Below are 25,124 nucleotides of genomic sequence, written 5' to 3'. Positions count from 1 at the left end.
CTTACTCTTTTACAATGTTAACACTATCTTCTATCTCATCTGTTTTGACAGTGATAATATAAGTTCCTCTAGAATACCCACTTAGATTCAGTGGTTCAGTTTGATTTTTGATTACTTGTTGATATAAAATTCTACCTGTGATATCATATAGCTTTAGCACCCCTGCCTTATATTCTACAGGTATAATGATATTGGTATAAGTAACTACAGGATTGGGGATAGCCTCTATTTTTAGTTTTTCTTTACTTGTATCATTATCTGTCTCTTCTTGGGTTTCATTGTTCTTATCAGATGTTTTCCCCTTTACTTTAACAAGCCAAAAATCATTCATCCCCTTTTGACTACTTTTTTCTCTATCTGGTTTAGAGTCTGAGGTTCCTGCAAATACATATGATCCATCTCTAGTTTCTATCAGTTTAGAAAGCACATTTTCTCCCTTGCCAGAGATACTATTTTCCCATAGCACATCTCCTTCTTTGTTAAGTAGTGTGCCTAGAAAACTTACCTTAGTTCCTTGTTTTGTCTTCTCTAGAGTTGTACCACCAAGTAGGATTGTACCATTATCTTTAACTAGACCATTACTTAAAAAGTTTCTTGAGCCATAACCATAGGAAAGTTCTTGTTTTACCTCTCCCTGATTATCAATATCTAGTGACCAATAATCTACCTCGGATTGCAATCCACTGTTTTTAGCAGTCCCCACTTCTGAATCCGATATCCCATATAGTCTATAACCATCCTTTGAGACTTCCTGTATTTGCTTTAACTCATCATTGCCCTCTGAACCATACGTCTTTTGCCAAAGTTCCTTACCATCAGCATTTATCTTAATTACCCAATAATCATTGTTGCCAAAAGAATCACTTGTTTTATTTCCACTTACTCCTGAATTGCTATAACCTCCTATTAAAAATCCCTTATCACTTGTAGCTATAATATCTGATCCGATATCGTCGTATTCTCCCCCGAAACTTCTCTGCCATTTTATTACTCCTTCAGAGTTAATTCTTATCACCCAAATATCCTGTCCTCCATAATAAGGTACAGCCTTATTTCCTCCACTAGATGAGTTGCTATTGATCAAAAGAATATAATCTCCTCCTATTAAAGGAAGTACTTTAACAAGTTCTTCTTTTTCTAATCCTCCATAGGCTTTTTGCCATAGCACATTACGCGCTGCATCGAGCTTTATAATCCAAGCGTCACTCTTTCCTATTAAACTTTCTGTTTTGTAATTATCCCTATCACTACTTGAGCTAAGACCTAAAATAAAGCCTCCATCTTTTAAGGTATGAGCAACACTGTTTAGAAAATTGTCTCCATTGCCTCCTATACGCAAGTCCCACTCTTTCTTACCACTAGCTCTCATTTTCCACAGCCAGGCATCATAGTTACTACTGCGCTCTTTTGTAAGATCTCCGCTTTTAAAAGATTGAGTTGCACCAGCTAACAAAAAACCGTTATCTGCTGTGGGAATCATATCTAATAAGTATTCAGAGTTATTACCTCCTAAAGTTTGTTCCCACAAAATCTTTTGCGAATAACAGTTTAGGGACAAACAGAAAAATAAAGGATAGAGTAGTTGTTTTTTCATCGTTTAGAATTAATTTAATTATGTTAAAATTAATATAATATTAACTATAGATTACAAGTGTAAAAAAATATATCAAAAAACGATACTTTTATATTTAATACAATAAACAACAAAACAAAAACATACTATAAAAGACATTATATTATTATTTTAATAAATAACACAACTATAAATCAGTATCTAAAAACCTTAAGTTATTCTAAATAACACATAAAAGCTTATATTATATTCTTAAGGTAAATAACCTCTCTTTTTAATGCTTTATCCTTACAGAAAAGAAAAATATTACTCAAAAGAATAGAGTTTACTCTTGCGTTCATTATCGAGATTTAGATAAATTAGGATTAATTTTATTACCATAATACTTATACTTTCTTTTTCTTAGTAAGTGATTCAATAAAGTATTAAAAGAAAGTTCCCGAATTGAAAAAGAATTTGTAACTCTGTATAAACCATTTTAATTATGAAATTGAAACCTATAAAATCAGAACAAGATTACAAAGCAGCTTTAGAAAGACTAGAGTTGATTTTTGATGCACTTCCTGAAACAGAGGATAGTAATGAATTGGAGAGTTTAGGAATGTTGATTGAAAAATATGAAAAAGAACATTTTCCTATGGATCTACCAGATCCAATTGAAGCAATTAAATTTAGAATCAAGTAAATGGTTACACAAAAAATACAATGTAAAAAAATAACACTATGATAAAATTACCCTATTTTGAAATACTAGACCTAAATGAGGATTATTTCGAAGCTAGCTTCACTACAACAAAAGGACAAGACGTTTCTTTAGCCATAGACTTTGAAGGTGATAAACCAAAAGCATCAGATTTACAACGTGTTGAAAGTTTTTTGAACTACATAGAAGATCATATACAAACCGTACAATACAACCTATTAAGTAGTGCTTATGCTTCAAATGTGGAGGATTATATCAATCATCATCGAGATGAATTAGCAGATGAGCCTCAAATGCAATCAATTACTTCTTCTGAACAATTTGTTGATGCACTAAAAATATATGCAATCAATATCTACCCTACGTTAGAAAAACGCTTTGTTTCTATTGACTTCACTATTGATCAAGATTTAACTCAATATTTATTGGTTGTTGATTTAACACCAGATCTTTCAATTCACTATATCACCATGGAAAGTTAAATCGCTATACGATGACACCATCTCAACCAATCAATCACTGTGATGAATGCAACAGTGCATACTATACACATACTTCATCTATGGAGGGGCTATGCCCTGCTTGTGCACATGTATTATATGGGTATCCTAACTGCAACCATCTTTTTGATGGTAATCGCTGTGTCCATTGTTATTGGAATGGAAGCACGAGTTCTTATATTAATTCGATACTAGAAGCTAGGAAAAGGTAAACACAGAGTTTACCTTTTTTATTTTGTATTACGGTAGTTAGTGCTGGTTTGAAATTACAGTAGTATTATCTAAAAATTCTTGATTCTTTCCAAACAAGCCAAGTACTACCCTCAACTACACTTGATATTTATTCTTCAATGGTTAACTGTATTTTGCTCTTAAATCTAAAAACAATTGACTATGGAACCTATTAAACTTATACTTGAAAAGCTTAATTATCTAGAGCAACTAATTATCTCTAATAACAAGGAAATACTATCTGTTGAAGAACTAGAGAAATACACTGGTTTTAAAAAATCATATATCTATCACCTGGTTCACTACAGTAAAATCCCCTACTCTAAACCTAATGGTAAGTACTTGTTCTTTCAGAAGTCTGAAATCAATGAGTGGTTGCTCAAGAACAAGTCTTTATCTGATGATCAAATTCAGGAAAAAGCGCGCGAATATGTCTTAAATAAAAAGAGCATTTAAGCTCTTATTTAGTTGAATTAAAATACTGGTACAAAAAGTTATTGACCTTTGAAAGTCAAGGGTTACAAAGAATGTAGTACATCTGAATTTTACATTTTAATAATTGTATAATACATATATTCTAAAATAAATCACATTAACTCTTTTGTAGTTTTGACTGGCTATAAAAAAATTAAACCTCTCAATGAAGAACATTGGAGGTTTAGCTTTTTGTCGTTTTATATTAACTAATTCATCTCTTCATTTAATCGATAGCTATCTTCCATAAAATGGTATTTTACTATTTTACCATCACGAACCTTTAAAATATTGACAAATTGGGTATTAAATGTCTTGTTGTATTTTAAAATTACTGAAGATAACTGTCCTACTGCTACAGCATGCTCTCCTTGTATGGCAATATATTCAACAGTAAATTTTTCAGATCTTATGTTCTGAAAAAGAACTTTAAAAAAATCTTCCACCTCTTTATTGGTATGCCTTTTACCTACCCAAGGGAACTTTTGTTCATTTCCAGGTAAATCAAAATCAACAGTATCAGCAAAGAGCTCAACTAAACTACCTTGTTTTCTTCCTGATTGAATATCATAAAATTCATCAACCACTTTTTTGGTTTGGGCTTCGATTTCATTTTGATCTATGACTTCTCCATTTTGGTTGTGTTTTTTTAATAAAGCCAATATCCTTTCATCCTCCGCAGCATGGTCCGGATCTACATAGCAATACATTCTTTTTATTCGATTACCTTCAAATTCAAAAACAGTACAAAACTTTCCATAAGACACTTTGTTATCAGGAAAAGTAAGTCCAGTATAAACCTCTCCTTTTTCTACTCCCTCTACCACAACAGTATTGTCTGTAACGATAAAATTGAACTTGTCTAACTCAAAAGTAAGACTTTTAAACAAATTCCTTACCTGTTCACCAAATCGTTTAATACCGGCTTTACCTTCAGCAAAGCCAAATTTAGGATAGAATAACTTCACATCCTCTGTAAATAAATCGTAATACTGGTCGTTATCAAAATTTCCACTATTAATTTTTTCATAATAGGATTTGGCAACCTTTAGTTGCTGTTCTTGTAATGTATTATGTATCATAACATCTTTTTGATTAAACATTTGTGCTTGCAAACTACTAACGGATAGTAAAGTCATTGATGCGATTATTATTTGTTTCTTCATTGTATTAATTTTAAACCGATCGTTCCAAAATAGGACAAAAAAAATTTATTTCTTAATTTGCTCTAATAAAAATTCTACCATTTCCATAACTTCCTTTTTGTTTTTACTCAGAATGTAGTGGCTCCAATAGCTACTAAAAGAAGATAAGATATATCGAGCAATAACACCAGGACTGCTCTTACTTACAATATCGCCTTCTTCTTGTGCTTGAGCTACTAAATTTTCCAAAATGGATTGTAATGCACTACCACTTTTCAGAAGAGTTTTTTTAACTTGCTCATCTGAAGGCGCTACTTCAAAGATGGTATTGACAATTAGACAAGCCTTGTTATCATCCAATGTTTGATTAACCACATCAAAAATAACATACTCCAAGGCATCAATCCCCTTACTCTTTTCTTTAGAGGCTTTTAGATACTGCTTTTCTTTCAAAGAAGCATAATCCAATAAACATTTTAAAAATAATTCCTGTTTATTACCATAAGTATCATAAATACTACTCCTGTTCAAATTCATCACAGCAACAATATCATGCATAGAGGTAGCATTGTAGCCCTTTTCCCAAAATAGGTCGCGTACAACTTCTAATTTTTGCTGATAATCAAACTCTTTTTTTCTTGCCATAACAAAGCAAAACTACAATATTAAACCGATTGTTCCAAAATAAATTTAGAATTTAAAGCTACCTCCCACTCACATTAACCTTGAGTAAGTCAACATAATTATTATATCTAAAAAAATGTTTTACTTTATTTGAGACTAAAACATTGTATATGAAAAAACTACTCACAAGAAAAAACCTATATGAACTAGTATGGAGTACACCTCTAAACAAAATAGCGCAGAACTATAATATATCAACGAAACAACTCAAAGACTCTTGCTCTATAAATAATATTCCTCTACCTGAAATAGGTTATTGGTCTAAATTGAAATACAATAAACAATCTTTAACTCCTACATTAGATAATTCTATTCCTTTAGATCAAGAAATTACATTACACAGCGATCAAAATAAAAAACAGAAAACAAAACTTAATACAACAAAGAATCCTAAAAAATCTAATAAAGATGAGCCAAAAGATATCCTAATAATAGACTATCTAAAAAGAAAAACTAACCAAAAAAACGGAATCCACACTAAGAGCAGCCCAATCTTAGATATAAGTTCTTCAGAGGATCAGGAAAGTCGCGCATTAAATTTAATGAATGATTTTTTAAAACTAATACGACAAAGAGGATTTACCTTTATAGGTAAGTATGGTCTTATTGTACTAGAATATAAAAATATTACAATCTCTTTTTCAATAAGAGAACATCGAAATAGAATTCCAACAACAGATGGGCCTTACTATTACTCTTCTATCTATAAGTACTCTGGAAAGTTAATCTTTTCAACTGGACCATCTTATCGAGATAAACAATGGGCTGACTCTAAAACTATCAAATTAGAAGACAAACTATTAAATATCATACAAGCTATAGAACTTATGGCTCAAGAAGAATATCAATGGAAAATTAAAGTTGAAGAATCGCGAAAACAAAGAGAAGTAGACGAAAAAAAACAAAGAGAGATTGAAAAAATAAAAAGACAAGAACATACTAGATTTGAGCTTCTAATTAATCAAGCTCAACAATATGATACTTGTACTAAAATTAGAAACTATATTCAAGAAATTGAACGCAAAACTTTATTAGACAACAATTTAAATCCAGAAATACAACAATGGCTTAATTGGGCTAAAAGTAAAGTAGATGCCATCGATCCAACTCTACATCTGGATTTAGGCAAATACTCTTAATAAAAAAATAGATAGTTAGTTCAACTTTTATTCACCTCTATCTTAAATGATATAAGACCTACACATCACTAAAAAGAATATTTTACAAATTAAAGAATCTTTCGATATTTTTCTAATTCTAATACCAACAAAATTGATAAAAACTATCACCTTTTAATTATTATTCCCCTATTGTTTTCCTACAATAGGGTGGTAAATATTTCTTAGTTCCTTTTCAACCAAAGGGACAATCCAATCATAATGATCTACATTTATCTCTAATACTTTGACTCTAAAAATTTCTTCATTAAAATTCTCACGAGCCGCTAATTTCATAGCAAAAGTATTTTTCTCAAGTGGTTTATAAATGTGCTCTTTTATACGTGTAGAAACTTTTCTTGACTTTCCTATGTATAAAGGTATCCACTCTTGGTTTTCTATTAGTTTATTAAGTCTACTCTTTCTAGTGTTTGGAACAAACTTGCGTTTATAAGTTCTTTCTTCCCAACGATCAATAAAATCTTGTTTCCATTGCTCAATATCATCAAATTTAAGATTATTCTTAATTTCAAAAAAGTAGATACCTTTAAAATTACACTCATCTATTAAATTGTCTAACTTACCAAAATCATCTACTTTAAATTCACCAATCTCACGCCAAATAATATCTTTTCTAGATTCTCTTATTATCTTTTCAAAAATTTCTTTTAATAGTCTGTCTTGATTTAAAATATCATCCATACTTTATGCATATCTTCTGTTACAGGGCACTAAAATAATCTATTTCTTTTGAGTTTCTTAGAAACTTCCTTTACCTTAGTCTCCATGATTTTTTTATAAACTCTTATAATGTCTTTATTCTTTCAAGATAACGATCCTAGTTTAGAGTCTCAGTGGAGAGCTTTAATACTATTTGGAAAAAACTCTGCTACCTATAAATTTGCTTTTGGTCAAGCTTTACTTAATCTTATTGATAAGGAAACAACCTCTGTTTCTTTATCTCAAATCGCACCTTTGTACGTAGAAAGTATCTTAGAACATCTAAAGACCAATGATAAACAAGGCAACTCCACCTCTAGTGTGTTTTTAAATGCTTGTAGAGCTTTTAATGACAATACAATCACTTATGATCAGTTACTTCACTTAACTGAAAAACATGGTTTTAATAACGTTGTAGACGCTTTTCAAAATATAAATGGAGGTACGATCAATAATCGTTTTTATGAAAAAAATTATCAAGGAACTTCTAAAAATATTATCATTACAGATCATCTTTTAAAGCTTAAAGAAAGTATACAATTCAGTAATCTAAATAGTGAAGTTCAGGCTAGATGGAATCTTGTTGAAACGGCTTGGAATTTAGATCTTAATCCAAATTTGTTAGAAGTTAAAATAGATGAGGATTTAAACACTTTGTTCTTAGAAAACAATCTAATGCGTCGCAAGGATATTACCTCTTCAAGAGCCTCCTTAAATGGATATCAAAAAGGAAAGTGTTTTTACTCCTTTCAAGATATTTCTATAGTACCTGGAAATGATAATCTATGCGCTGTAGATCATTTCTTTCCACATATGCATAAACTACATTTAAATGAAAATGGAGCCAATGTAAATGGGATTTGGAACTTAGTGCTTGCCGATAAATATGTCAATCTTGACAAAAGCGCTAAAGTCCCTGAAATAAAATACCTAGACAGGCTTTATAAAAGAAATGAATTCTATATCTTAAGTAAACACCCCCTTGGAGAAACTATTGTAAATCAAACAGGAAAAACACCCCTAGCAAGAAGAGCATTCTTACAAAAACAATATAACTTAGCTGTTGATTTATCTATTCAAAAATGGAAACCAAAAATTGAACTAGAACCACTATTTTAAAATGAAAGATTTTACACAAATACCACAAGATAGAATTATATATAAAGATGAGTACTTCTTTATAATTGAAGATATTTTTCCAGTGAGTCCCGGTCATTTACTTATTATTACTAATACTATTAGACAGGATTACTTTGCTCTAACACAAGAAGAGCAGCACGCACTTCCTAAAGCTATAGAAGAAGCTAAGCAGATAATCCTTAACAAGTATAATCCTGATGGATTTAATATCGGTATGAACTGCGGGGCTACTGCTGGTCAAACAGTTTTTCATTTTCACTGTCATCTAATACCACGTTATAACGGAGATATGGAGAATCCACGTGGTGGGGTTAGGTATGTGATTCCTTCTAAAGGGAATTATTAAATATAAATGATATATAAACAAAAAAGAGGCCTTTAAACAGGTCTCTTCTTTGTTTATTATTTTATTCATATCCATGAGATTCTCTATGATACTTAAGATTAAGAAGATTTATTTTATGCTTTGTAGATATTCTTAATTTTCCGTGTATATTGTTCCCAATTAAATCAAAAGAATCAGAAATTGAAAAAGCTCCTCTATCAAAAAGAACATGATCATTAGGACATAAGCATAAGATATTATCTAATTTATCTTCTCCATCATGAGGCTTCCCCAAGGGCTTTATATGAGCACCTTCAGCATACCTTAAAGTATCAATTTCTAAAATGACACCGCATACTTGGCATTGATGATTATATAACTTTTTTACTTCTTTAGATACATTTGTATCTCTAACTACTCTTAAAATAGTCGTTTCCTTTCTTTGAGTAGTAACTTGTTCTACTGGATTAATATCACTTATTAAAGCACTAGCTATATCTGAAGAATTCTCCTCAATACTCTCTAGTCTATATCTACAAACTTTAAAACCACTTTTACCTTTCTCCATCCAAAAATCAACTACCGAAAATAATCCACCATAGGTATATCCATGGGTAGGTGAGTATTCCGATTTGTGCTGATAACCTCTTATTACTCTAACAGGTACCCCCTCAATCATACTTTTATAAAGCCCTTTATTACTAGTATTTTCTAAAGATTGGTCTTCAACTTGTTTTCCATTTTTATTCCCGCCAGCTCCAGTATATATTATTTCATTACCTAAATCAATATCATCTTCATATCCACCAGATAAAACAATCGCTGCTACTCCTTGATTCTTATTTCCATCAATACCACTACCCCATTGACGATGAAATGAAGTAGTCATCATCTCTTTTCTACCTTCAAACCACTGTCCTTTTTCAATACCGGGAATCTCTCCAAAAATTATACTTTTACTCATAATTTCACATAGTTATTTACTCAATTCTTACTTTAAAAATATTTCTGGTTGATCTTCCAAAGGATTATAAACAACATTTAGTATTTCAGAACCTGGCTTTGGTTTCCTTAACTCAGGTATATATTCTTTAAAATCAACATAAACGATAGATGCGCCATAATCCTTTCCAAATATACTAGCAGAAGCAACCATTGATTTCTTTCCACCTGTTATATCAATAATAACATTTGAGCGATGTAACTGACTATTATGAGTATCTATGTAAAGAAACTGTTCTTTCATCGTTCTATAAATTGTTTGAAAACTCTCATCTTTAAAATAAACAACTTTATAATTAGACTCTAAAAACTGTTCAATATAATTATTCGAATCCATCTTACCTTCTGTAGTAAAAATAATATGAAGTTTAGGCTTAATTGCTTTGGCCGTCAGAATAATAGGTTCTGGAGAAAAACCAAGAATAGAAAACAAAATACTTCCATTCTCAATTTTACTTCCATATGTGTGTTCAAATTCTTCTATAACATTTATAAAAAGCTTATCATAATATAAATCCTGTGCTTTTTTGAAATTCCCTTCAGAAGAAATTCTGATCCATTCATCTAAGTACTCTATATTTTTCATTATAAATAACTTATTTTTAATTGATTAAACTTAAAAATATATGATTGATATTTACTCTCTTGTCCTGGTTTCTTCTCCTGTTCTATATAACAACGAGAATCTTGAATAGTACAACTATAAAGCTTGTTACCACAACTTATAAAACACTGATTATCTTTTATTTTTATAAAAGCAATATTACTTATTATCAACTCTTTTAAACTACTATGTTTTTGAGGAATAATAATCTCTTTTATTTTATAACCGAAAGGATTATTTATATTCTTTTCCTTTTCATACATATCATAACTTTTAAATAGCTCACTAAAAGAAAAGCTCTTTTTAAAAATATAAAATGCTTGGTTTATTAACCTAATGTGTAAAGTTTCAAACTCTTTTCTTTGTTGTTCATCTAAAATATAACCAATTTCAAAACCTGATGTTAAACCATGTTTTCCATCTAAATTAGCTGTAAAGATCATTCCCTTTTTTTCATTAATAATTCCTTTAGAATGATTATAAAAATCCCCATACAATCTACATCCGTAATCATTTAAAAGCTTACTCCCCAGCAAATGGTCAGAACGATAATTCATTCCTCTACAAAAAACATTAATTGATACTTGTCTTAAAAGACATCTTTCAATTGCTTGTATAAAATCAGGTAATTTTTCAAGTTGTACAATACTGTATGTTGATATATAAACATACTCTTTTGCAGAATCTAATATATTAATAATCTCTTTTAAAAGACTATTATCTAAATCATTATAAGTGAATCTTAATGCTGACTCATCCGGTTTTGGTAGATAATTATTTTTTACCTTATCTTCAATCTCTGTCACATATACAATATCTGAGTTATTCGATGCTATCTTAAACTCAATATAATTAGCTCCTTTTTGGTAGATTACATCAAATAGATGATCGAGTTTTTCTGTTGCTATTCTATCTAAATAGAACCCTGATTCTGTATTAAATAATAGAGAGGGACTAGTTAAATTTGCACTTGTAATAAATCCCTTATTACGATCTATAGTTACAAACTTAGCATGTAGATTCCTTGCCGCTCTAATAAATACACCATTTCTATGCAATTCACAGATATTGTTAAAGTGAGGGTCTATCTCTTTTTTATCTTCTTCAGTTAATTCATCTAAATCTCTTAGATTTAATCTATCTTCACTTAAATGAGTTAAAATAAAAATAGAACATGTACTATTTTTTGCTTTATTTAATATTGCTTCAAACAACTCTTGATCTGTTATTAAAAAACTACATATTTTAATAACATCTTCAGCTGATTCAATAATTTTTAATAATTCTTTTTTTAAGGATAAATTGTCTTTTTGTATTAAATACAAAGAAGAGGTATTCTTCATTGGTTGATATTCATAGGCCATTTCGTTTTTTAAAAATGAACTGCCCTTTATTATTACATCACTTGATAAAATCATTTCCTTATTCATAACACTCTAGATTAATCATAAATTCACGAATAGCTCTTTTTTCTAAAACTTCTTGTGCACCCATTATATTTAAATAAACTCTACAAGAACTCCCATAATTCTGTTTTAGTTTTAAGTAATCTTCGTCTAATAAATCCTCATTTAACAATTTCATAGCAGTAAATTCTTTATAAAATTCAAGTAATTTTTCAACAAAACAACCTTCTGGTTTAAAATAATACATGATTAAAAAATAATTATTTTCTAATCTAGTTGTATTAATTTCATAGTCTCTACCACGCACAAGAGAGTCTAATAGATTCTTAGGATTTCCAGAATTTAATAAAAGTTCTTTATTAACTTTTATAGATATTTTATCCGGAGTATTTTCAAGATCTTCACTAGTTAGTTTATGATTTAATTTATAACTAGAATACCTACTATTAAGATAACCTAAAAGATCATAATCAGAGAAATTATAACAAATATTCTTATCCACACTTGCTCTATCTACTTCAAACCAATTTGTTCCTAAATAAAACTGAGTCTGTTCATCTATTTTTTTTGAAGAACCATTATTGTTATTGTTAATTTTAAAAGATAGTTTTTCTATTTTATTTAATATCACTTGTGAATTAAAACTTTCTAGTCCTTTTTTAAGAAACTCATAATAATCACAATCCAATTCTTGTTTATTATAAAAAGCATGTCCATTAATAAATTCTTTTGTTATTGTATTTGTTTTACAACATCTTACTACTGATACTAACAATTCTAAAGCCATACGTTTTGGCTCGATTCCAATTAAATCTTTTAGTCCTTGAGGTATTTTAAAATCTTTTCGATTGTCTTTAGAGATTTGTAAAATATTATCTTTAACAATTTTTAAATCAGGTACATTTGAAACAACATCTGGTTGATATTTTTTTTGTCTTCTTTTATTAAAGGCCTCTTTTTCTGTATCGATAAAACTCTCTTCTTCAATATAAGAATAATTATAAAAATCCTCAGACAGAGGTCTTAATCCAACGCCATCAACATAAAAATCATAAGATCCTTCATATACTCTTTCTTCTTTTTTATCAATATAAACATCAATTGCCAACTTAGTCAAGTTATAGTATGTTTTTTCCTTAATCAAAATTTTATCTCTAACTAACCCTCTTATTCGTTGATTAAGTATTCTAGATTTTAATCCTAAAAATGGACCTATACTCTTTACATCAATTTTAGGATTGGCTAATATAAAATATACTATCATAGCATCTATTCCATTAAGTTCATCATTATATGTATGATGAATTTGACTATTTAAACAAAAAACAGGATATTGAATACAAAAAATTCCAAGTAACTCTTTTGAATTCTTATTTAAAGAATCATTTAAATCTTCAATATTTACACGAAACTTAGCCATATTTACTTTTTAATTGTTACTTTTCTTCTTTTAGACAAATCAACTGATTTAATTGTTACACTACAAAAGTCATTAACATTTACTTTAGCTAGTACTTCTGAACTTAGATATAAAATACTAGTTATACTCTTGTCAAAAAGCGACACAATAATTGCATTGTTTGTCTTTCTAATAATCGTTGCATTGACTTTTTTTCCTATATTATCCAATATTTGCTTCCAATATTGATCAATAATAGCAACTTCCATCTTTTTCTGCTCAAAGTTTATATCTGTAATAACTACATCTACATAATCATTATCCTTAAAATCCATAAAGTTAGAAGTCTGGCTCTCATGTGCTAATACCGATAAACCATCTATTGTTAAAAACAAGCCGTAGGGTTTAATATTACCAACCTTAGCCTTTACAATATCATTTTTTTGATATTTAGATACGATATCTTCGAATTTCAGTCGTCTATTTTCAATACTCCTTTTAAATATTTGTCCATTATCATCACAAATAGCCACTCCTATCTTTTGTGTCTTATCATTAATATCTGTAATAACTACATCTACATATTCTCTGTCTTTATAATCCATAAAATTAGGAGTCTGACTCTCATGCGCCAATACCATAAAATCATCTATAAGTAAAAACAAGCCATAGGGCTTACCTCCATCCTTAGTTCTTCCTACATTATCAACTGTTGCTTTGACTCTATCATTTAATTTATAACTAGAGGCAATATCGTTGAAAACATTTTTAGCTATTTCCTTATAATGATTAGCTATTTCCTTATAATAATTAGCTGTACTAATAAACTTACCTATGCTTTCATCTTTACAAAGGCTTATCACATTTTTAAAAAGATTTGTATAATTAAATAAATCATCATTATGGGATCTTTGATCTTTTAATGTATTAGCATGACCAATCATTATCAATTTCTTTTTAGCTCTACTAAAAGCGACATTTAAGCGACGTGCATCATCCAAGAATCCGACTTTTTGATATTTACCCATTGAATTATTAGAATGTTTAATCGCTCTTGTAAAACTAAAAATGATAATATCATACTCTTTTCCTTGAAAAGAATCTAGTGTAGCAATATCTAATTCATCAATATCAAATTGATTTGTAGTTGAATTACTTAAGATCTTTTTGATCAAATTAACCTGAGATTTATAAGGAGCTATTATAGCTATAGAACCCAATGAAACATCGTTTTTAATCAATTCTGATAAGATAATTTCAACTATAAATTTAGCTTCAAACGGATTAGATACAGATACAGAATCATCATCTTTTTTTTCTAATGAATCCTTAGAAGATGATGAGTCAAAAAATATCAACTCTTTATCAAACGGACTAGGAAGACTCAAACGATTAGAAAGGGTATTACTACCCATTTTTACATTATCATTATAAAATGTTCTAGATACAAATTCTCCAATTGTAGGATGCATCCTATATTGATAATTAAGCATTACTTTATTATCCTCAGGAAATTTATCACTTTCAATACGATTAATTAAAAACTCAAAAAAAGAAGACTTCAATGCATCTTTTACATCTGTAATATCACTAAAAACATTTTCTTTCTTTTTGACACTAACAAAACTCTCCTTATCTCTTTCATCTAAATGAGAACTATCAAAATAAGGAGGTAATTGCATTTGATCTCCCACTAATATTACTTTTTTCCCTAACTGTAAAGCCACTAGAGTTTCAGCAATACTTGCCTTACCTGCTTCATCTATTATTACAGTATCAAATTTAGATTCCATCTTACTAAAATAACTATCTGTTCTAATACCAATACAAGTGGCAAATACAACATCAACAGAAGAGTATAAAAAGCTTGACAAAAAGCTATCATCAAAAACTATTTCTTCACTAAGCCATAGCTTGGTATGTTTTAAAAGCCCTTCTACCCCTTGAAGTGATAAACCATTTAATAGATCAGTAGTCTCAGAATGATTACTTAAAAATTCTTTATCTAATTCCCCGTATGAATTTTTAAAACTAGCTACCTTCTCTAATAGTAATAGTTTTAATTGACTTGAATCTAATGATGTATAATTATCAACAAATAACTGCATTAAACGAACTTGATTGTCCAGGAATTTTCTATAATATTCACTAAACAAGCTCTTCTGTTCATCTAAACTATATTTTAATACATCTTTATCAAATCGACTTGAATTACCAACCCTTAAACAATTTAATTTAGAGGCTTCAACTAGTTTTAAAAACACATTATCTACTGCCACATGATTTTGTCCAGTAACAAGTATTTTCTCACCTCTTTTAACAAGCTGTTGAATTACTTCTACTATTACAGTAGTTTTTCCAGTTCCAGGAGGTCCCTGAATAAGCAATACATTTTTATTACCTACAGCTTTTCTAACAGCCAAAATTTGATTGTTATCAGGCTGTTCTTTTTCAGTTTTAGCTAAACTCTTATTTATAAAGTTAAACTGTGCTTTAATAGGTTTTTCTACTTTATCTGGAGCGATTAATAATGATTCAATATGACTAATTTCAATTTTCTTATTAAGAAAGTCCTTAATGATGTTCTGTTGAATTTTTAATTGACTAGTTGAAATTTTCTTTTCTAAAAAGAATTTAGTAGCTAAATCATTAATATTAAAAAGTGAATCATCTTTTATAGAAATAAGATAATTCTTTTGTGCTTTTACAACCTCTCCTTCACAAAAATTTTCATTTTTACCGTTATCTTTTAGTTTAAAAATAACCAAATCATCTTCTTTTAATTCTAATTTATCACCTACTTCTTGATCAATTTCAATACTCAACTCTGCACCAGAACCTATTTTTCTTATATACCCTGGACACTCAACGATATTATTTTTGCTTTTTTGCTCAACTAAGGTTAATTGATAATCAATAAAACTGTCAATGATTTTTAAAGCCTTTGTTTCTTTACTTAAAATCTCATTAGAATTAAATTTCAAAGTTTCTACTATGTCAAAACATTTTGATTTTAATTTAAGGTGTCTAAGTATTTCACTTTGGTATTTATTGAGTAATCGACTTCCATAAGGTTTTGTAACTAAAAAATTACTAGTTAATGTAAAAGGTTTTATTTGCTCTCCTCTTCTCAACCTTTTTCCAAAACCTTCTATTTTATTACCATAAACAAAGTTTTCAATTATAAATACAATTTCATCATTATCTTTTTGCTGCTCAACAACACAATAAATTGAAAATAAGTTATTATAAATATATATACCTTCTTTACTTTCATAGTTGTCATATCGTAACCAATAAATCTGCTCTGATATAAATTTTAAAAATAATTGTTCTTGAACTATACTTGGCTCTTCTTGATTAATAAAAAATGGGGCTGAATCTTTAAACGAATTCCATGCACTAGTATTTTCTCCAAATTCAATTATTAAAGTATTACTTGAAATGAAACTTTCAAGTAAAATACTTTTATCAACTTTAAACCCTGTTTCAATAACTAATAATTGATCGTCAGTAGCATTTTTAGCTATACTAGATTCACTGAAGTTTTTAAAGCTTTGTAAATAATATTTACTACTATTTTTTAAATCTAAAAAAAGTAATTCATCCTCCAAAGAAACTGGTTCAGTAACATCGCTTTGTACTACACTATGATCATCCTTTTCTTTATTATCTGCCTGTTTTTCTTGGATTAAAGAATAATTACTTAACTCCGGTTCTAATTTTTGAAGATCTTTTGATAAACTTTCATTATCAGCTTGATTAAACTCTAACTCTGACTCTAAAAAGTCATAAGTAGTGTTTACAAGATTTAAAAGTCTATATTTACTATCTTTAAATAAAACTTTAGCTTTAAATTGTTTGTCTTTTGTTAAAAGATCTTTTTTATTTAAAACTCCTATAAGTCCATTTGCGGTACTACATAAAACAACGTTTTGCTGTTCTTCTAAAATAGTAACTTCTACTTCATCTGCTTTTTGAATTGAGTTCCAGTACTGATTAAAGTTATTTTCATATAAAATATTTACTGCTAAAATAACCTGCTTAAGCTCATGATTTACCTCAATTACTACAGCCTTAATTCTACTACCAACAACTAAAGAGTCAAATATTTTCTTAGATTCTCCATAACTCCAAGCCAAATCTAAAATAGATATTCGACCAATATAGTCATAATCAAAATTAGTTATAACTAGAGAGGGTTTTAATATGTCAATAATACTAGCTTCAATAACTGTACCTAGTTCAAAATTTGAATTCATAATTTAGAAATATCAATTTTTATTTATATAGTTGGCTCATCAACTCAATTCTATTTTTCAACTCTTTACGCAATACTGGCGGTTCTATTAATTCCACATGACTTCCAAAAGATAATATCTTCGCATATAACTCATTATTAGGTAAAACAGTAATACTTATAGTCTGCGGGGCAATTTCTTTTTGTGATGAGTGTATTTTTTTTGTTTTAATATAAGGGTAAAAACTCTCCGTAAACTTAAGTACAACCCTTGTTTTTTGAGCTCCTTCAATTAAAGTTACACCTATGACATCTTTATACTGATTAATAGTTGAAGCTTTAGGTTTAAAAGTTTGTTCAATACATTCTACACTTACTATTCTATCTAATGCTAAATTCATAGTAAACTTGCTTTTATCGTTATCAAAACAAATTAAATACCATCTACTATTATAGAGCTTTAATTGATAAGGATGTAAATCTTTAAAATAAGTCTGTTCTTTTTTATTAAATGGTTTATATATTATCTTTAAAACTTTTTTAGAATAAATAGCACTAAAAAGTTCAAGCAAATACTTTTGTCCACTACTAAAGTTATCTTGCATGGTGATAATACTTTTTTCCTTATAATCTACTTGGAATTCTTTTTTTAAAAACTCCATAAAAGCATTAACTATATCTATCTCAAGAATATTAACAAAGTTTCCTAATAATTGCAAAACCATATTATATTCTTTTCTTATAAACTCGTCATAACCATTTTTAAAAAGTCCTTTTTCATTAGTATCATACTTAAAAATTTTAGGCTTCTTTGATACTTCAACAATATTTAAATTACAGTTCTTTAAATATTCAAAATCTGATTGTAAAGTTCTTTTACTAATTATTATATCATGTTTTTGCTTTAATGTCTCAAGAATTTGTTCATAAGTCCCTCCCCTTTTTAATATTTGATCAAGTATAATATACCTTTCAAAAACAGTTTTACTAAAATATTCTTTTTCCATATTTAATCATTTTTAATAATTAAAACACAATCACTTATTATCTGACAGCATCTTTAACACTCCATAGGCAAGTAAACCTAAACCACTACCTATTGAGATAGGACCTCCTTTTGACGAATCTAAAATTTTTGCTGCTTTAGATAATATATTTACTATAGTTTGTGGATCGAATTGATTATTTTGATCTTTCATAATGCTTAGTTTATTGTTTAACACAAAGCAAAGATTAGTCTAATGTGTGAAATAGAATTTCACACATTTAAAATTAATAATAACAAAAAAACTACGTTATAATTCTAGTTTGGTATGGTTAAAAACAAAACTCTTATATTGATTAATGACAATATCTGTAGCCTGCTGATCTATAAAATCAGACATATTATATTTAATCATAAGAAATTTACTGTTTTGGCATTTTCCATTTGTTGTATCAAATACTTTAAAATTCTCTTTTGATTCTAAAAATGGATATAATTCTTTTCCTAGTTTATCCTTATCATTCCAATAAGATTCAGCACCATCGATTTTTGATTCAAATACAAATACAAAATAAGATTCTGAGCTTTTAACGGCATTAAATGTTTGTGTATCTAGCTCTGTTTTATGTTCATTTTCTGAATCCCAGAAACCTGTATCAGAAACCTGTACTACTGACAAATCAAATCTAAAAGATAAATCATCTATTTTTATTTCTTGATTGCCAAAATAAAATTCAAAACAATAAGAATAAAGGAAATCCCAAGCCCACATACCTGAGCTTGTCCAAACTTCAGGGTAATCTGCTCTTTTAATACTAATAGGATCAGAAAAAAACTTATTTCCCCCATCAGCCTTCATACCAAATTTATCCTTGATATAATCAATAGTATTTAATACTCTTTTCTGATGTTCAAATATTAATCTATAAGCACTTCTGACATTTATTAAGCCTTCGTTTAGTTCTTGTTTTGTTATATTAGTTTTCATATTTCCAGTTTAAAATATTATTAATAGTTTTCTCATTAAAATTGGCTTCATATGTAAATGAATCAAACCAATCCATAGCATACATGTCATGTAGATTAAATCCTATAATTGCATCTTCAATTATCCGCAACACCGTCATTTTGTTCACCTGAAAATACTCCTGTTGAGAAAACTGCTTATGAATATCAGAAATAACATTTAATAATGTAAACCAATTTGATTTAAAAACTTGAACATCAAATTTAAAATCCTTTTCAGTCCTATCATTAACCTCTATTAGATCATTTTGAGTTATGGTCATAAATTCTGAGTTCATTTGTTCATTTCCTCCTAAGGCTATAAAATGTAGTGGCCTGTCAATATTTTGTAAATCTTTATTTAATAAATACGCAATTACTTCCTTTCTCCATTGCTCTTGCCCCATTAATTGTCCTGATTTATCACTAACTTTTGCCTCTATAATTAAATCAAACTTTTCAAACTCAATATAAACATCTGGCTCTACTCTATTTATATATTTCCATCCACCAGGCCAAAATTCAATATTCAATATTTCTCCAGAACTAGATGGAAGAGCAAAATTTTCTTTACATGATTTTCGCAATATTTGCCAAAAAAGCTCTGCTGGTAAATTCTTTAATATTCCAATGGTTGAAGCAACCTGCGTATCTTCACAATAGTTACTTTGCAGGTTAGTTTTCTTTCTATCTAATGCATGTATCATATAACATTTATTTTTTCTTAAACACTTTTAAATAATCTGTGTGAGTATCTACTTTGTTTTGAACTAACTCAGATAGGATATCGTATCTCACTTTTCCAAAGGGAAGTTCTGACCAATCTTTTTTACTTGTGCTAATTCCTAAAGCTTTATGTTTTAAATTAAGTTTCGGAAATGTTTTTTGAATAGACTCTAAAACCTCTCCTTCTTGATATACATAATAATCAATAAGGGCTCTTTGAACTACTTCTTTATGAGCATTATATATATTGATAAGTTTAAAAAACTTTGCGCTTTTATCAAACTTAGCATAATCACTTTCTTTAAAAAGAGCATTTATATTGCGTGAGTAATCTATCTCAAAACTGTTTTGATCTAGAAAATACAATACATTAAAATTTTCTTTATCAGATAACAACTTCAAAGTATATTTAGCCGAATCTAAACGATCTTTAATAGGATGAATATAACTATCATCTAACTCTCTTTTATTCTTAAAAGCGCTATTACAAGGCTGACATGAAGGAATTAAATTATAAAATGAGATTCCCAGTAATGGATAATCATTTTTACTATAGTAATGATCTAAATTGATTCCCATATTGTGAGTTACACCATCTATTAAATTGATATAATTACGACTACAATAAGGACATAGCTTATTTTTAATAGATGATATAATTAGTTTTCGTCTATTTAATTTAAGTACTTTTTTATAACAAAATAAATTTTCTTCTAATAGAACTGATAAATCAATTAATTCAGCTTTTCTTTGAGTAGGTTTACTATAAAATTCTACCATAAATGGATCTGGAAAAGCTTCACAAAGTTCTTCATATTCTGAATTGATCTTTAATAACTTATCAACATTACCGATTATAATATCATCTAGGTTCTTGTTCAAAAACTCAAATAATAAAAAGCTATTACTTTTATCTTTTAGCTTATTTTGCTTAAAATAATTAAGCTTAATTTTATAATATAAACTATCTGACTTATATAATTCAAACTCTTTTTTACCTGAATCTTTCTTTTTATTATTTAGGCCCATTATAAAAGACAAATACTCATCAAGCTTCTCTTTTATATTTAGCTGATAAACTATTTGATTCATAGATCCTTATTATTATATTTTTCAAGTTTGGTTAAACGTTCTTCAAGCTGATTTAAATTACTCTTAATAGATAGTAGATTTGCCTTTAATCTTTGCTCTAGAATTTCTAATAACTTATTCTTTATTAAATCCTCACCTATTAAATTTATGCGTTTTTCAATCTCATCCATGTGCTCAACTAGATATGTTGTATCTCTTTCATATAACATATCAATAAGCTCTTGAATCTTGATTTGAGCAAATTCACCAATAAAACCATCTTGAATAAAGAATGTATCATTTAATAGATTGAAGATATTACCACCAAAGGTGTTTCGATAATTATCAAAATGTTGTTTTTGATCTTGTCCTAAAAGAACAACATTGTGTTTTAATACATCAGATACAGGAATAGCATTATTAGTTGTCATGATAATTTGAACTTTTTTATCATGAAATACAGTATTGCAGAACTTTATAAAGTTACTAACTATTTCTTTTTGCCATTGAGGATGTAGATATAAATCAACTTCATCAACTAAAATAATTAATGAATTACTCTTAAGTTTATCTTTTAAACTATACAATCTAGAAAATAAGTTCAAAAAAGCTAACTCTCCTGAACTTAATCTATGGAATTTAACTGTAAAATAGTTATGTAATAATTTATTAAAATCAATAAAATCACCAATATTCTCAGTAAACATAGATTTAAATTCAAAAAAACTTTCAATTCCTTCAAATTCTAATGAATTAGAATCCATATATGCTACTTTATCAAAATCTATAAAATCAAAAGCTTTATATAATGGTGCCTCTTCAATCATAAATCTATTCTTAGTATAATTAAGATCGCTTAAAAGGATATTTTCTATTTCATTTAAGTCTGTATCTGTAATAGAAAAATAATCATTAAGGATTTTATCTGTTATTTTAAACAAGCTGATATCAAAAACAAGCCTTTCTTTAAGATTTTTAAGTACAGTTTCATTAGGTAATTCATTTCTACTATAGTTTCTAGAACTTGCTTTAGTGTTATTTTGTTTTTCTTCTAAGTTAATTAGATCTTTAAGTAAATTAATAGCCTTACTAATATTTTTATCTCTTGAACTATTACTATTAAATACTTTTAGTAAATAATCATAATCTTTTATTTCTAGTTTTCTAGTTAGATCTGGTTCTTTATCAAAAATATAATCAAAAAAGAAAATATTCACTTTATTTAAAATAGATTCTATTTCTTTTATTTTCTGAGTTTGTTTATAACTCTCTCTAATTGTATTAACTATGTCTGATTCTAATTTACAAAGAGTTCTATTAAAAATTTCAGATACATGTATAAAAAATAAGATTATAGATCTATTGGATTTATAGAAAAGATTAGATTGATCAAAATTAAGTGCTTCGGTTGAAGTTAGAAAATTTAGGATATTTCTACGATTTTCAATTTCTAATAAAATCAAGCGATCTTCTTGATAGATATTTGAATAATAGTTATTTATTTCTTCTTTAAGCTTTATTAAAATTCCCTGATTGCTTAAATCAAATACTTTTTCATTATTATTTAAAGCAGCCTTATAAGATGTACTATCAAATACATTTGATAAATATATTGTTTGTGGCAATAAGGTTAAAAAATCAGTGTTTTTTTCAGGTTCTAAATGCTTTCTTATTGAATCATTAAAAGGTATACTTTGATTAAAAGAGACATTAATATCTAAATCTTCGCTAGAATTTAGATTATAAAAATTGTCTTCTGAAAATATTATAAGATAAGTCGAATAATTTTTAGAGTTAATTGTATTAAATAAATTATCTAAAATACTTGTTTTTCCACTACCATTAGCTCCAACTATTAGAGAAAGATTTTGGATAACTTTTGAATCATTTTCATTATAGAAAAAGGGAATGTGATTAATGTTCTTTTCAACATTTAAGACATTATTTTTAGGATCAAAATTATATTTAAATTCTGATCCAAAATCAATTGAGTATTCTTTGCCCTTTCTATCTTTATAATAAAAAAAAACAATTCCTTCAGGAGTTTCATTTTGATTATTACTATTCATTATCTATGACATTATATTTTTAAAATACTCTCTAGTTTCTTTATCTGTACAATAGATATAACACCCCTTCATGCCTCGTGTCATTAGGGTGCGGTATGTGTTTTTTATAATAGCTCTAACAAGTTCTTTGGTGTCATTTGGATTCTCTTTCATTAGTTTTTTATAGCCAAAGATTGTCTTGTCTGACTTATCTCTTTTTGTTGGATCTACTAGCACTATTCCATTTCTAACAATTAAGTCATCTCCAATTATAACTCCAATATAGTCTACCTCTAATCCTTGAGCTGTGTGTATACATCCAGCCTCTGTTACAGAGTTTGGATCAATAATCCAAGTTCCTCCATAATCAGTCATATTCCACTTCATCTTAAACTCAGAATCCTTAAATGTAATATCAAACGTCTTAGTGTCTTTTTTACTATTCCAAGGCCAACAATAACCAGCTACGAGTCTAGCTCTGTTATTTGTCTCTATATTTCTTTTATATATTAATTCTTGAAGCTCCAAAGGATCATCTAAAACTTTAAAATCATAAACAATATCTTTTAAAGTAGTATTTGCTGTTTCTCTTATTTGAAGAGCATGGTCAACCCAAGCTAAATAACCATCAGAACCATTGCATCTAAATTGAGACTCTAATGATAGTCTATGTATATTAATTCCTCTTTCTTTAGCAAACTGTTCAATAATAGCTATATCTCCATAATCATCAATATGTACTCTTTGATTTTCATCGATAAAGAAAATAGAAAACAAACTAGATTCTAAGATCTCTTGTATTTGATTTTTTCCTTGACGCAAAAAACCTGTTTTCTCTGTTAATCTATGAGCCTCATCTACAATAAGGGCGTTAAACACATTAGGTGGTGTATTCATAAAAGAACCTGAGCCTACAAAAAGCTGTTTTAGCTCTACTTTTTTCTTATCTCCTACTAGTTTATGAAAATATACATCACGTGGAGCTGCAGTCTTAGTTACATACTGAGCCAGTTTGCCCATCTGAGTAAGTTGTACTAATAAATTAATAGCTACTACAGATTTTCCTGTTCCTGGGCCTCCCTCAACAATAAGTACGTTTTTATTCTCAGGTCTAGAGGTAAAGGCAAGTTTTTTAGCAGTCTCAAAAACAATTTTTTGATCATCTATCATCACAAACTCTTGATTGCCTTTCATCATACCAGATAAAGCATCTGCAAGAGATTTATTAGGTCTTATCTCTCCGTTTTCTATGCGATATAAAATATTAGAGTTATCACCGTATTTTATAAACTGCTTAATAAACTCTATTAGCTTTTTAGCATCAGATTTTAAAAATACTGGCGCTTGATTTAAATACTGCTGATAAAAACTATTTGTTATAACATCATCCTGAGCATAATTATGCAAATAAGCGCAAGGATGAAGTTTAATATCATCTTGTTCAATAGTTGCATTAAAAGAGTTTAATAAACATGCATATGAGTAGGCTTGATAAGAAGGATGTGCTGTCTCTTGTATACCATGTTTAAAACGAGTTTTTACAACTCCATCTTTATCTGTAATCTCCGCCTCTTGCCATTGCTTAAGTTCTATTATAATAACATGATCCTTTTGTCCATCATTACCTGTTATAATAAAATCAACTCTTTTAGAAGTTTGTGGAATATGATATTCTATTGAAATATTACAATCCTTAGGAATACCCGAATCACTTACAACATTATTAATAAACATTAAAGAATTTCTAAAAGAATTAAGCTCAGCTTGACCAACAGACTTACCTGTTTTATCAATTAGTGCGTTTAAAATAATATTGTCAATATCATTGGTAAGGATATCATTACAGAATCCTTCTTTGGTTTTATGGTAAACAATCATTTAAATATAATTAGTGACACAATACGTCATATAAAGGCATAAAAGCCGTTTTCAAGGTAAGGAAGAATTTAGAGATATTAAAACAAAAAAGATATAATAGTAAGCCTC

Annotated in this window: 22 protein-coding genes; 6 read left to right on the top strand and 16 right to left on the bottom strand. The window is 28.4% G+C overall.

All coding sequences use genetic code 11. The annotated features are described in order from the left end of the window. Position 1: 1 nt before the first annotated feature. Positions 2 to 1,528, bottom strand: coding sequence for a T9SS type A sorting domain-containing protein (locus MPR_RS06765; RefSeq protein WP_052472669.1), 1,527 nt, complete (start codon positions 1,526 to 1,528; stop codon positions 2 to 4). Between the two features lie 529 nt (positions 1,529 to 2,057). On the opposite strand from MPR_RS06765, the gene MPR_RS06760 reads away from it, so the two are divergent. The 3 genes from MPR_RS06760 to MPR_RS06750 all read left to right on the top strand — a co-directional run bounded on the left by MPR_RS06760 (position 2,058) and on the right by MPR_RS06750 (position 3,463). Then, entirely contained in the window at positions 2,058 to 2,258 is a 201-nt protein-coding gene (locus MPR_RS06760) for a helix-turn-helix domain-containing protein (protein ID WP_041895252.1), read from the top strand. A 38-nt stretch (positions 2,259 to 2,296) separates the two neighbouring features. Next, positions 2,297 to 2,758, top strand: coding sequence for a DUF2004 domain-containing protein (locus MPR_RS18405; protein WP_082027820.1), 462 nt, complete (start codon positions 2,297 to 2,299; stop codon positions 2,756 to 2,758). 411 nt (positions 2,759 to 3,169) lie between these two features. After that, positions 3,170 to 3,463, top strand: a complete 294-nt coding sequence (locus MPR_RS06750; protein ID WP_041890608.1) for a helix-turn-helix transcriptional regulator — start codon at positions 3,170 to 3,172, stop codon at positions 3,461 to 3,463. A 227-nt stretch (positions 3,464 to 3,690) separates the two neighbouring features. Here MPR_RS06750 and MPR_RS18115 read toward each other — a convergent pair whose 3' ends face one another. Continuing rightward, on the bottom strand, positions 3,691 to 4,647 hold the full coding sequence (locus MPR_RS18115) for a nuclear transport factor 2 family protein (protein ID WP_052472666.1): 957 nt from the start codon (positions 4,645 to 4,647) through the stop codon (positions 3,691 to 3,693). A 45-nt stretch (positions 4,648 to 4,692) separates the two neighbouring features. Next, positions 4,693 to 5,271 (bottom strand): TetR/AcrR family transcriptional regulator, encoded by a 579-nt coding sequence (locus MPR_RS06740; RefSeq protein WP_041890605.1) that lies wholly within the window; start codon positions 5,269 to 5,271, stop codon positions 4,693 to 4,695. Positions 5,272 to 5,420: 149 nt separating this feature from the next. Here MPR_RS06740 and MPR_RS06735 point away from each other — a divergent pair, with 149 nt between their 5' ends. Beyond that, the gene (locus MPR_RS06735; protein ID WP_041890602.1) at positions 5,421 to 6,449 is read left to right on the top strand and encodes a hypothetical protein; all 1,029 of its coding nucleotides are present in this window, start codon (positions 5,421 to 5,423) and stop codon (positions 6,447 to 6,449) included. A gap of 168 nt (positions 6,450 to 6,617) precedes the next feature. On the opposite strand, the gene MPR_RS06730 is transcribed toward MPR_RS06735, so the two are convergent. After that, positions 6,618 to 7,169: a hypothetical protein gene (locus tag MPR_RS06730; RefSeq protein WP_041890599.1), complete on the bottom strand. Its 552-nt coding sequence runs from the start codon at positions 7,167 to 7,169 to the stop codon at positions 6,618 to 6,620. Positions 7,170 to 7,277: 108 nt separating this feature from the next. Here MPR_RS06730 and MPR_RS06725 point away from each other — a divergent pair, with 108 nt between their 5' ends. Together MPR_RS06725 and MPR_RS06720 are read left to right on the top strand one after the other, a co-directional pair. Then, the gene (locus tag MPR_RS06725; protein ID WP_041890596.1) at positions 7,278 to 8,306 is read left to right on the top strand and encodes an HNH endonuclease family protein; all 1,029 of its coding nucleotides are present in this window, start codon (positions 7,278 to 7,280) and stop codon (positions 8,304 to 8,306) included. Between the two features lies 1 nt (position 8,307). Continuing rightward, on the top strand, positions 8,308 to 8,673 hold the full coding sequence (locus MPR_RS06720; protein ID WP_041890593.1) for an HIT family protein: 366 nt from the start codon (positions 8,308 to 8,310) through the stop codon (positions 8,671 to 8,673). 61 nt (positions 8,674 to 8,734) lie between these two features. Here the strand turns inward: MPR_RS06720 and MPR_RS06715 are convergent, their stop codons facing one another. From MPR_RS06715 to MPR_RS06665, 12 genes are all read right to left on the bottom strand, one after another. Next, the gene (locus tag MPR_RS06715) at positions 8,735 to 9,616 is read right to left on the bottom strand and encodes a YDG/SRA domain-containing protein (protein ID WP_041890590.1); all 882 of its coding nucleotides are present in this window, start codon (positions 9,614 to 9,616) and stop codon (positions 8,735 to 8,737) included. 27 nt (positions 9,617 to 9,643) lie between these two features. Beyond that, positions 9,644 to 10,240 (bottom strand): hypothetical protein, encoded by a 597-nt coding sequence (locus MPR_RS06710; protein WP_041890587.1) that lies wholly within the window; start codon positions 10,238 to 10,240, stop codon positions 9,644 to 9,646. Next, positions 10,240 to 11,688, bottom strand: a complete 1,449-nt coding sequence (locus MPR_RS06705) for a phospholipase D-like domain-containing protein (RefSeq protein ID WP_041890585.1) — start codon at positions 11,686 to 11,688, stop codon at positions 10,240 to 10,242. The genes MPR_RS06710 and MPR_RS06705 overlap by 1 nt, the downstream gene beginning before the upstream one ends. Continuing rightward, entirely contained in the window at positions 11,681 to 13,084 is a 1,404-nt protein-coding gene (locus MPR_RS06700; RefSeq protein ID WP_041890583.1) for a hypothetical protein, read from the bottom strand. The genes MPR_RS06705 and MPR_RS06700 overlap by 8 nt, the downstream gene beginning before the upstream one ends. 2 nt (positions 13,085 to 13,086) lie before the next feature. Then, positions 13,087 to 17,325: an AAA domain-containing protein gene (locus MPR_RS06695; protein WP_041890581.1), complete on the bottom strand. Its 4,239-nt coding sequence runs from the start codon at positions 17,323 to 17,325 to the stop codon at positions 13,087 to 13,089. Between the two features lie 19 nt (positions 17,326 to 17,344). Further along, positions 17,345 to 18,310: a helix-turn-helix transcriptional regulator gene (locus MPR_RS18110; protein ID WP_052472664.1), complete on the bottom strand. Its 966-nt coding sequence runs from the start codon at positions 18,308 to 18,310 to the stop codon at positions 17,345 to 17,347. A gap of 30 nt (positions 18,311 to 18,340) precedes the next feature. After that, positions 18,341 to 18,502: a hypothetical protein gene (locus MPR_RS18665; protein WP_158438867.1), complete on the bottom strand. Its 162-nt coding sequence runs from the start codon at positions 18,500 to 18,502 to the stop codon at positions 18,341 to 18,343. A 96-nt stretch (positions 18,503 to 18,598) separates the two neighbouring features. Beyond that, on the bottom strand, positions 18,599 to 19,276 hold the full coding sequence (locus MPR_RS06685) for a hypothetical protein (protein ID WP_041890578.1): 678 nt from the start codon (positions 19,274 to 19,276) through the stop codon (positions 18,599 to 18,601). Next, on the bottom strand, positions 19,266 to 20,000 hold the full coding sequence (locus MPR_RS06680; RefSeq protein WP_041890575.1) for a hypothetical protein: 735 nt from the start codon (positions 19,998 to 20,000) through the stop codon (positions 19,266 to 19,268). The genes MPR_RS06685 and MPR_RS06680 overlap by 11 nt, the downstream gene beginning before the upstream one ends. A gap of 7 nt (positions 20,001 to 20,007) precedes the next feature. Beyond that, a complete protein-coding gene (locus tag MPR_RS06675) occupies positions 20,008 to 21,111 on the bottom strand; it encodes a hypothetical protein (protein ID WP_041890572.1) in 1,104 nt (367 codons plus the stop codon). After that, positions 21,108 to 23,159 carry an AAA family ATPase gene (locus MPR_RS06670; protein ID WP_041890569.1) on the bottom strand — a complete coding sequence of 684 codons (2,052 nt, stop codon included), beginning with the start codon at positions 23,157 to 23,159 and terminating at the stop codon, positions 21,108 to 21,110. The genes MPR_RS06675 and MPR_RS06670 overlap by 4 nt, the downstream gene beginning before the upstream one ends. A 3-nt stretch (positions 23,160 to 23,162) precedes the next feature. Then, a complete protein-coding gene (locus tag MPR_RS06665) occupies positions 23,163 to 25,016 on the bottom strand; it encodes a DNA/RNA helicase domain-containing protein (RefSeq protein ID WP_041890566.1) in 1,854 nt (617 codons plus the stop codon). Between the last annotated feature and the right edge of the window lie 108 nt (positions 25,017 to 25,124).

The sequence above is a fragment of the Myroides profundi genome, assembly GCF_000833025.1.
Classification (GTDB): domain Bacteria; phylum Bacteroidota; class Bacteroidia; order Flavobacteriales; family Flavobacteriaceae; genus Flavobacterium; species Flavobacterium profundi_A.
Note: the sequence above shows the minus strand (reverse complement) of the source record. Positions and strands in the feature narration are given on the sequence as shown.